Genomic DNA, 9,273 nt, shown 5'->3' with positions numbered 1-9,273 from the left:
CCATGGAACTGGCGCCCCGAAAAAGCCTGAAACCGCCCCGATACCGGACGGATACAGTCTTTGTTATTAGGGAGAATCTTTTGCTCCCGTTTGGGTTGCACGTTAGCACGTATTTTCGGGAAAGGTCATCCGCTGTCTTCGGAGGAAGACAGATCCTGGAAATGAAAAAGGAGCAACGAGATGTTGCTCCTTCGTGTGGTTTGACATGGGGGAGAGCCGGTGGACAAACTCAGGGCTGAGCCAGCTGCTTCCGTTCGTTCCTGCAGGCCACCCTTTCGTGTGCGGACATGCTTTCGCGCCTTACCAGTTCACGTTCCAACATCAGCAAGCGTCGGGCAGCAGTAACGGTCTGTTCCAATTCATGAATCGCCAAATCATCGTTTCGGTCATCACGCTGATCAACGCTTTCTGACCAAAGTTTCAAGTTAGTCTTGGATTTGGCAAACTCGTCCGAAAGTGCAAGATCATCCATTTCAAGAGTTCGGCCAAATGACCTGCCGTCTTCCAAAGCTTTGTGAAGCTCCGCAACTTCCGACCAGTGGAGCACACAGGCTTCCACCAGCCTCAGCTCTGTCTCCACTTGCCCCCTAAAGAAGGCGGGAACTCTGGTTTTGGACATGGCAATCCGCACAAAATTCATGAGCTGCCGCGCTTCGAGGGCTCGCTCTGCCAAATACCAGATTTCTTGAGCCAGGGCATGTAGAGGCTGCGCTGACTCAGAGAAAGGAAGTTGCCATATTACGCCCTTGCGCATCGCTGTTCCTTCAAAAACGAAGACGTCCGCCCAAGCGCTTTGGCCATTAAATCGAAAGTGAAACTGCAGTCGTTTTCCCTGTCCGAGTTCGAACGCGGCATCCGCACGTCGATCTGTCTTGGAGAAGATTTTTGCGGAGACGTCAGTCGACTTCATTTTGTCCATATTTCAGAGCCTTTGATATTTGATGTTCGAAGAAGCCGTGCCTTCTCAACGAGGAGAGACACGGCATTGATCAGGGTTAGATGGCCCGCAAGCCAAGTTTCTGAGCTTTGATCCGCGTCTTGGATTGCGGATTGTCGCGCACAGGACTGATGATCAGGGAAGGATCAAACGGAACCGCAGAAACGCAGTCGCACAGGGTCTTCAGCGAAATCCCATTCTGAGCATATGAACGCTCACCCTCATCTAAGGGTTCATGCCCCATGAGTGCGCGTCGGATGTAACCCGGTGTGGCCAGGTCCATCAGATCATGATGAAACGTGGTGCGCGTGGCGTGTAGGTCCAAGCCGTGCCAGTAGACGCCATGCGCCTGACGGTAGCGCGTGAACTCCTTCGTAAACAGCTCTGTGTAGGTGTTTTTGGTTTGGCCACGTTTGATCCCGCTAAAGAGACGCTTGCGCTTCTCTCCATCCTTTTGAGCAACCAGTTCCATCAGGCCCAGCTCAATCAATGCCGGGTGGATCGGCAATACGCGTTCACCAGCCTCGGATTTGACGTTGTTCCCTTCTGAATTTCGAATTTTCATGTAGCTGATGCCATTCTGAGAACCAAAATCCTTGGGGCCAAGCTGCAAAGCTTCCTCGCTGCGAACACCTTGCAAAAAGCCCATGATAGGCACCCAAAACAGAGGGTCCGCGTCGTTCCTCGTTTGCCCCTGAAAAACCGGCGTCTGAAAAAGCAGCGCCTTCCGATCGTCCCAACGTTGGCGGGCGATTTTTTCCTCTGTGGCACAGATGCGTTTTTCTTCCTTGTTGGTGAACGTGCAGCCAACAAACGGGTTGCTGGAGATCACACCAAACGAAAGAAGCATCTTTCCGATACGGTTGGCTGCACGCACGTGCTTGAACAAGGTTTGGCCTCTGATCCTCGCGATGAGTTCTTTGAGCTTGGCCATTTCGATCTCGACTGGATCGGTGACCCCTTTGCGCTCCAGATCTCTCTCAACCCGATCCATGGCAATTCTTTCCTTTGTGTTTGCGTGTTTCACCAGGGCGCGATAGCCCTCATCAGCGGTTAGATCGGCCTGTTTTCCATGCAGTGTGGGGAGTTCGCGGATGATTGGGATCTGTTCGAGAACTGTCTCCTCAGAAAGCGCCCCAACGGGTGAGTGTTCCAGCAGATCAGTCCAGATATTCTTGGCAACCAGCATCGCTGGTTCCGTAGAATTCTTCCACTTCTTCCCTGTCTTTTCGTCAGGTTTCTGAAGCTTGTCCCACTCCTCGCCGTAGCCCTGGAGTTTCAATTCGATGTAGACATCAAACGCCTCATCAATCGTAATATTTTCCCCCTTGTTCAGCGCTGCGACCGTCTTTTCAGAGCAGTTTTTCAACAAAACCCGCTTAGACGCGAAATGTGTCTCAAGGGGCTGATTGTCGCTTGAAGTGCTTTGGACGCCACCATCCATAACCGAGTTCGCACTCTGTGCCGGGCTCCCAACTTGCTCAGGAACGACGAAATTCTTTGGAGAAACGGAAACCGTTTGTGCAATTGGCAAAACGGGATCTCCTCCGGGAAACTCAGGGCTTTGACCATTGGCAAAAACCTGCATGGCCAGAGCAGGTTGCCCAATCCCAACAGAAACGGCTGCAGAAGGTGCGATCCCCTGGACCGTCTGCCCGATCCCTTGACTGAAATACGGGCTCGGCTCGTGAAAGAGCCCACGTTCACGCCTTTCGCGCTCCTCGCTGACGTCCAGTAGAACCCGCGTGGCCTCATAGGCCAGCGACTTCCAGTCGTCCCCATCTTCCGGCAAGGCGATGCCGAGATGTTGAGAGACGGCTTGCAAGGGCCGCCGGGCAACCTCGTGGTTGCGCAGCTGCAGTGCTTGTCGAAGTGTTTCTTGCAATGCGCGCTCACGGCGCAGGGCAAATTCTGCTGCTTCAGGTGTGCGTTGATCACCCTGGATGCGAATACGGTCAGCCGCTTCGATTTCGAAGCGGACGAGAGTCGTCAAGACGTGCGTGACGACAGCTGGAGTCAGTGTCATGGTGCTCGCGATGTAATGGAATGTCAGATTACTAAGAGCCGTCAGTCGAATGGACAGCTCCTGTGCCTCTGAAAATGCATGAGTTTTCAATGAGAAGACAAGAGAGGGAATACCCCCATTCGAGCGGCTTGATGCTGCCCCGGATTTGCTGGGGTTTTCGATCGCTGCCTCTCGAAACGCCAATTTCGAGTAGGGGTTTTCCCCTATAGGTCCCGATTCTCGTCTGGAGGATTTGAAGACCAGAGGATTCGGTTCGATTGCAGATTCAGAGGGTTCTGAATCCGACCATCTCTCGGACAGACTCTTGGGCCATCTGCGGCGCCAAACGTATCCGGAGCGGCGATACTCGAGGTGGGGAATTCTGCGTGAACGAGGCATGACTGTCTCTCCCATGTGCCACAATGTGCCACGCGGTGTGCCATTCGCAGTGCCAGAAACGAGAAAAGCGACCCTGTTAGGGGTCGCTTCTTCTTTGAAATCAATCCCTTAAGGGATGATTGGCTCCGGCGGTAGGGATCGAACCTACGACCAATTGATTAACAGTCAACTGCTCTACCGCTGAGCTACGCCGGAACACTGTGTCGATGCTGTGCAGCATCTCGTGTGAGGGGGTGTATAGCTATAGGCATTTCGGGCCGCAAGAGGGTTTTGTCAGATTTTTTCAAAAAAAATCATCTGCCCGATTTTCCCTTGGTTAACGCAGTGAAAAACGGGCTTTGAACGACATCGCGCCCTCACAAGAAACCGTGTTTTTCCCATAGAGATCAACCAGATGCGCAAAGACGTTTCGTTCTGCGGCGGGCAGCAATGCGGCGGGGGTATCGGTGTAGATTTCACGGGTGAGGCTGCTGACATCTGCACCCTGCCCGTCAAGTGCGGCAAGGATCTGTGACTCGCGGCTGCGGCGGTGCGACAGCAGCCAATCCAACCGGGCATGAGGGGCCTCAATCGGGGCGCCGTGGCCGGCATGATAGACTTCAGCCGGGCGCTGGCGCAGTTGTTCGCAGGAGCGCATGAAATCCGTCAGGTCACCATCGGGCGGCGACACCAGCGACGAGGCCCAGCCCATAACCAGATCACCAGTCAGAATCGCCTGTCCGAAGGCAAAGCTCAGGTGATTGCCGAAATGGCCCGGGGTCCAGAGCGCCTGGAGCTGCCAGCCATCGCCTGTAATAACCTCGCCATCCGCCAGCGTCTGGTCCGGGCGGAAGGTGGCATCAACGCCCTCCCCACCCCCGGCCATGCCGTCTGCAGCCAGCTGGGTCATCACTGCGGAGCGTCCAGCCAGATGATCGCCATAGGCCAGCACCGGCGCATCGGTGACCTCGGATAGGCGGCGCGCCAGGGGTGAGTGGTCAAGATGCGCATGGGTGACAAGGATATGGGAAATACGCTGCCCCGGCTCCAGCGCGTTAAGGATGGCCTGCAGATGCGCCGCACTGTCAGGGCCGGGATCAACAACGGCGATGTCACGTTCGCCGATCAGATAGGTGTTGGTGCCGCGGTAGGTCATTGGCGAGGGATTGGGCGCGAGGATCCGGCGCAGCCCCTCCTGCATCCATTCCGCCTGCCCCACCGGGGCGTCAAATGTGTCGGGCGCCTGCATCTCTCTTCCTTCCCGGGGACCCCAAGGCTAGGGTGTTCCCATGATGTTTACTTGGATGAAACGCTATGTGCCGCGCGGGCTCTATTCAAGGGCTGCGCTGATTATGATCCTGCCGGTGGTGACGCTGCAACTGGTTGTCTCGGTGGTGTTTATTCAGCGCCATTTCGCCGGGGTGACGGAGCAGATGACGCGCACCACCGCGCGGGAAATCGTCTTGCTGCAGCATCAGCCCGCCGCGGCGCTGCCCACTCTGGCCGAACAGCTGGAGATCACGATCACCCCGCTGAGCGAGGCGGAGGCACCTGAGGTGCATCAGCGGCGCTGGTATGATCTGACAGGGATCGTTGTAACCTCAAACTTTGAGCAGATGCTGGGCAATGTGCGCGCCCTGCTGCTGCCCAATGATGATGACGTTGATCTGATCCTGAACGGGCCCGACGGGCCGGTGCGCTACTCCTTTGACCGGCGCCGGGTCTCAGCCACCAATGCGCACCAGCTGTTTGTGAACATGCTGTTCTTTGGCGGGCTGATGACGCTCATCGCCTTTATCTACATGCGCAACCAGCTGCGCCCGATCACCCGACTGGCCAAGGCGGCGGATGCCTTTGGGCGCGGACGGTCAATCCCCTATCGCCCTGCTGGCGCACAAGAGGTGCGGGCGGCGGGCCATGCCTTCCTGGATATGCGGGCACGGATTGAACGCCATATTCAGCAGCGCACCATGATGCTGTCCGGGGTCAGCCATGATCTGCGCACGCCCCTGACTCGGTTGAAGCTGGGACTGGCCTTTCTGGAGGAGGAGGACCGCGCCCCGCTGGAGCGGGATGTGGAAGACATGCAGAAGATGCTGGATGGGTTTCTGTCCTTCAGCCAGGGCGCCAATGACGCCCCGTTTGAAGAGGTTGCGGCCATCCCGATGGTGCAACAGATCGTGGAGGACGCACAGCGCGCCAATATCGCTGTGGACCTGCGCGAGGTTGATGGGGACGCCGCCACGCTGGTGTCGCTGCAGCCCATGGCGGTGCGGCGTGCGGTGACCAACCTGATCGAAAATGCCACCCGCTATGGCGAAAACGCCGAGGTTTCGGTGCGTCTCAGCGACAAGATGCTGAGGATCCGGGTGGAGGATGACGGGCCGGGTATTGATCCTGATCACTACAGTGAGGCCGTCAAACCGTTTTCCCGGCTGGATGCGGCCCGCAATCAGGATCAGGGCGGCGGTGTTGGTCTGGGCCTGGCGATCGCCAATGACACGGCCCGGGCCCATGGTGGGGTTCTGCGGCTGTCGCGGTCAGCAAAAATGGGGGGGCTCTGCGCCGATATCGTGATCGGGCGGTGAAGGCTGCCTAGACATCTGAGCACAGACACCAGCCCTAAAGACAGGTGTGCTGAAAAAGAAACGGCCGCAGAGATACGCCAATTCGGCAACCTCTGCGGCCGGTTCCGTGTGAGTGGTGACATTTCAAAACAGTCGCTGGCGGCACCTACGCTGGATCAACGGAAGATCCCCATCTTCAGAGGCCCGTCGCCTCTGCCGGATCCTGCCAGTGCCGCGCGGCTGTTTTCACCTTGGCCGTTGTCTATCATGCGCAAAGCCCTTTGCGCACTATGCGACAGGACAGGACAGCAGACTCTTTCGCATAGGTCCCTTACGTCACCCGATGGTGGCGCGCATGGCATCCATCGTTTTACGTGTCAGATCCTCCAGTCCCGCAGCCAGAGCGAGACATTTTTCAGAATCGCTGTCGTCGGCAGCATGGGTCATTGATTGAAGCACTTCATGCACCTTACAGGCACCGATCACGGCGGCGCCACCTGCACAGCGGTGTGCTTCGGCGCGGGCGGTGGCAAAATCACCGGCGTCAATCGCATCGGTGTATTTCGGCAGCATGTCCTTGGCGTCGTCTTCGAACTGACTGAGGTAGCCCACCACAGACTCACCGCCCAGCATATCGATCAGACCGTCGAACACCTCTTTCTCAATCAGATCTTCTGCCATTTCATCATCTTCTTGTTCTGTTTCATCCTGCACAACCGCCGGCGCTGCCTCGGCTGAGTGGTTGGCGTTGGCCACATGGCCCATATCCTCAAACAGCTGCTCAAGGGTGGCCATGCGCAGCGGTTTGGTCAACACGCGGTCCATGCCCGCCGCCAGGAACTCACGCATGTGTTCCGGCTGCGAATGCGCCGTGACAGCAACAATCGGACTGTGCCGACTTTTGCCGAACTGGCGTAGCATGCGGGTGGCACCGACGCCATCCAGCTTGGGCATCGAAATATCCATCAGGATCAGGTCAAACTGCCGTTCACGACCGGCGGAGACCCCTTCAAGGCCATCCACAGTTTGGGTCACCTGATGGCCCTTGGCCTGCAGCATATCCACCAGCATCTGGCGGTTAATCTCATTGTCTTCAACGACAAGAACATCCATCGAGTCGTTTGCCTCCGATCGCTGCGGACCCCAAAGACCGTCTTCGCCCGCGGCGTTACTGTCACCTTTGGGCCAGCGTACGACAAGGGTGAAACTGCTGCCCTGCCCAGGATTACTGTCCACATCGATGCGACCGTTCAGCAAATCCGCCGAATGTTTGGCAATCGACAGCCCCAGACCAGTCCCCGAGCGGAAATGCGAATAGGAATCGCGGATGGTCTCAAAGTTGCGGAAGATCCGGTCCAGATCCTCCTCCTCAATGCCGATCCCGGTGTCCTGAACCGTGGCGGTAAACTCAATCTCTTCGCCCAGATCCACCGCGGTCAGCTTGGCGTGGATTTCGCCGCCAGAGGTGAACTTGATCGCGTTGGAGACAAAGTTGTGCATGATCTGGCGGAACAGGATCGCAGACCCGGTAACCAGCAGGTTGTCAGGCACCGTGCTGTCAAAGCGTAGCGTATTGCGGTTCTGACGCGCCCGTTGCTGGTTGGTGTCCACGATTTCACGCAGCTGCGCCGCGGGTGCAAAGGGGGCGACGTTGATCGCCGTGTTGGCCAGCGTGTCCAGCCGGGTCAGTTCCAGCACGTTTTCGACCTGCTCCAGCGCGTCATCACCGCAGCGTTCGATAATGCCGACCAGCTCGGTCTGGCGCTCATCCAGCGTGGTGGTTTCCCGCATCAGGTCCAGCGAGGCCAGAACACCGTTCAGCGGCGTGCGCATCTCATGGCTCATCGCGGCCAGGAAACGGGACTTGGCGCGTTCGGCCTGCAGCGCTTCGTTGCGCGCCTGCATCAAGCTCAGCTCACGTTCGGCCTGATCCGACATATCTGCAACCGAAACCACATAAGCGGTGTTGTTTTCGGGGTCCTGAACAACAGAAAACCCGACATCCGCCGGGAAGGTTGTTCCGTCCTGACGGCGGCCGTTCAATTCAATGCGATAGCTGCGTTTGGTTTCATCCGTCTGGTTGGCCACGGAATCGCGCAATGCTTCGGCGAATAGTTCAAATTCAGAGGGATCATTGGCGAAGAAATCAAAGATCTTGCGCCCCTGTGCAACCTCTTCGCTGAGGCCGAACATCGTCTCACCAGACCGGCCCATGCCAGAAATGGTCAGATCTTCACGTGTCAGGAACACCGCATCACGCGGGGCTTCGACGATGGTGCGCATATTATGCATGGCGCGATCCAACGCCTGCCGCCGCTGCCGCAGCATGGTCAGCATGAACACATTGACCACCAGCAGACCGGCCAGAAAGACCAGCACCGCGCTGCCACCAGTGTAGAAGGTCCGCAGCCGGGTTTGCAGGGTTGAGTTGCCGGCCTCGCGAATGGCCAACTCGCTCTGCATCAGGTCTTGCACAACGATTCGGCGCAGATTTGACAACTCAGACAGATCGACATCCATACGGTTGATGTCATCTACGCTCAGCGCCTGCCCCGAGGACAAGAGCGCCGCATTGTCGTCCAGGAACCGACGCTGCACTTCGATCAGACGCGCCACAACAGGGTTGGCCGCGGCAAAGCCCGCAACGCCCTCAGCGTCCTGCAGGGCCAGCGCCTTTTCGGCCAGATCGGCCAGCCCCATCTCCAGAACTTCGGCGGCATTCCAGCCCACACCATCCTCACGCGCCAGGCGCAGGGTGTCCTGTAAACCAAGGAAATCCAGATCCAGCTGATGCGACAGCCATTCCTGATAGACGTGCCGCTCACTGCGTTCTTCCATCGTGTCGCTGATCGCGCCCAGCAGGTTTGAGAAAAACACAAGAGAGACGGCCATGGCCACGACCAGCCCAGCCCAAAGCGTCCAGAGCAATCTCTGGCGCGTCGTTTCAGTGGCGTCATCTCTTTGTCCGAACATTCAGACCTACCGCTATTGGCACTTACTTGGCGTTCTACGCATCTCAGATGCGCAGATCACCCTTTTATTTCTTGGTGTGAAAACCACCAGCGCAACCTTGGTCTTATTGCCAAGCTAACGCGCATTATCCGCATCAATCGCCGACCTTGCGACTAAATCCAACAAAAAAAGAAAATAAATTGCACGACAGATGCACTGACAAAGGCATTGACACAAAAGACCCCCCCAGATCCCGCAGTCGGATATTCATGCGCTTCCCCTATTTTTTTGGGGGATAGATCATTCATTTCACAAGTAAAATTGGTAGTCCCGACCATTGAGTCTCACAATCTAGACTTCCGTCTACTCATACATACTATGAAGTGGTCCCACCTTTTCGGACAGTTTTGCAGCTTTGCTAAGGTGTATCGGGT

Annotated in this window: 6 protein-coding genes and 1 tRNA gene; 2 read left to right on the top strand and 5 right to left on the bottom strand. The window is 56.9% G+C overall.

Features of this window, described 5'->3' with window-relative positions; translation table 11 throughout:
• Positions 1 to 229: 229 nt before the first annotated feature.
• The 4 genes from TL5118_RS04820 to TL5118_RS04800 all read right to left on the bottom strand — a co-directional run bounded on the left by TL5118_RS04820 (position 230) and on the right by TL5118_RS04800 (position 4,569).
• Positions 230 to 919, bottom strand: coding sequence for a hypothetical protein (locus tag TL5118_RS04820; protein WP_058241602.1), 690 nt, complete (start codon positions 917 to 919; stop codon positions 230 to 232).
• A gap of 76 nt (positions 920 to 995) precedes the next feature.
• A complete protein-coding gene (locus tag TL5118_RS04815; protein WP_131727406.1) occupies positions 996 to 2,963 on the bottom strand; it encodes a site-specific integrase in 1,968 nt (655 codons plus the stop codon).
• A 498-nt stretch (positions 2,964 to 3,461) separates the two neighbouring features.
• Positions 3,462 to 3,536 (bottom strand) — tRNA-Asn (locus TL5118_RS04805).
• A gap of 121 nt (positions 3,537 to 3,657) precedes the next feature.
• A complete protein-coding gene (locus tag TL5118_RS04800; protein WP_058241599.1) occupies positions 3,658 to 4,569 on the bottom strand; it encodes an MBL fold metallo-hydrolase in 912 nt (303 codons plus the stop codon).
• 40 nt (positions 4,570 to 4,609) lie between these two features.
• Between TL5118_RS04800 and TL5118_RS04795 the strand changes: the two genes are divergently transcribed.
• A complete protein-coding gene (locus tag TL5118_RS04795; RefSeq protein ID WP_058241598.1) occupies positions 4,610 to 5,908 on the top strand; it encodes an ATP-binding protein in 1,299 nt (432 codons plus the stop codon).
• 315 nt (positions 5,909 to 6,223) lie between these two features.
• On the opposite strand, the gene TL5118_RS04790 is transcribed toward TL5118_RS04795, so the two are convergent.
• Complete coding sequence (locus TL5118_RS04790) at positions 6,224 to 8,779, bottom strand: hybrid sensor histidine kinase/response regulator (RefSeq protein ID WP_165590018.1); 2,556 nt, start codon at positions 8,777 to 8,779, stop codon at positions 6,224 to 6,226.
• Between TL5118_RS04790 and TL5118_RS21325 the strand changes: the two genes are divergently transcribed.
• The gene (locus tag TL5118_RS21325) at positions 8,778 to 8,978 is read left to right on the top strand and encodes a hypothetical protein (RefSeq protein ID WP_165590017.1); all 201 of its coding nucleotides are present in this window, start codon (positions 8,778 to 8,780) and stop codon (positions 8,976 to 8,978) included. The genes TL5118_RS04790 and TL5118_RS21325 overlap by 2 nt on opposite strands.
• Positions 8,979 to 9,273: the final 295 nt, after the last annotated feature.

Origin of the sequence: Thalassovita autumnalis, from assembly GCF_001458255.1 — a bacterium.
GTDB lineage: Bacteria > Pseudomonadota > Alphaproteobacteria > Rhodobacterales > Rhodobacteraceae > Thalassobius > Thalassobius autumnalis.
This window is presented reverse-complemented; position numbering and strand designations above follow the sequence as displayed.

Coding starts and splice junctions, on each gene's coding strand:
- TL5118_RS04820 (WP_058241602.1), bottom strand. CDS start 919: ATGGACAAAATGAAGTCGACTGACGTCTCCGCAAAAATCTTCTCCAAG.
- TL5118_RS04815 (WP_131727406.1), bottom strand. CDS start 2,963: ATGACACTGACTCCAGCTGTCGTCACGCACGTCTTGACGACTCTCGTC.
- TL5118_RS04800 (WP_058241599.1), bottom strand. CDS start 4,569: ATGCAGGCGCCCGACACATTTGACGCCCCGGTGGGGCAGGCGGAATGG.
- TL5118_RS04795 (WP_058241598.1), top strand. CDS start 4,610: ATGATGTTTACTTGGATGAAACGCTATGTGCCGCGCGGGCTCTATTCA.
- TL5118_RS21325 (WP_165590017.1), top strand. CDS start 8,778: ATGGCCACGACCAGCCCAGCCCAAAGCGTCCAGAGCAATCTCTGGCGC.
- TL5118_RS04790 (WP_165590018.1), bottom strand. CDS start 8,779: ATGGCCGTCTCTCTTGTGTTTTTCTCAAACCTGCTGGGCGCGATCAGC.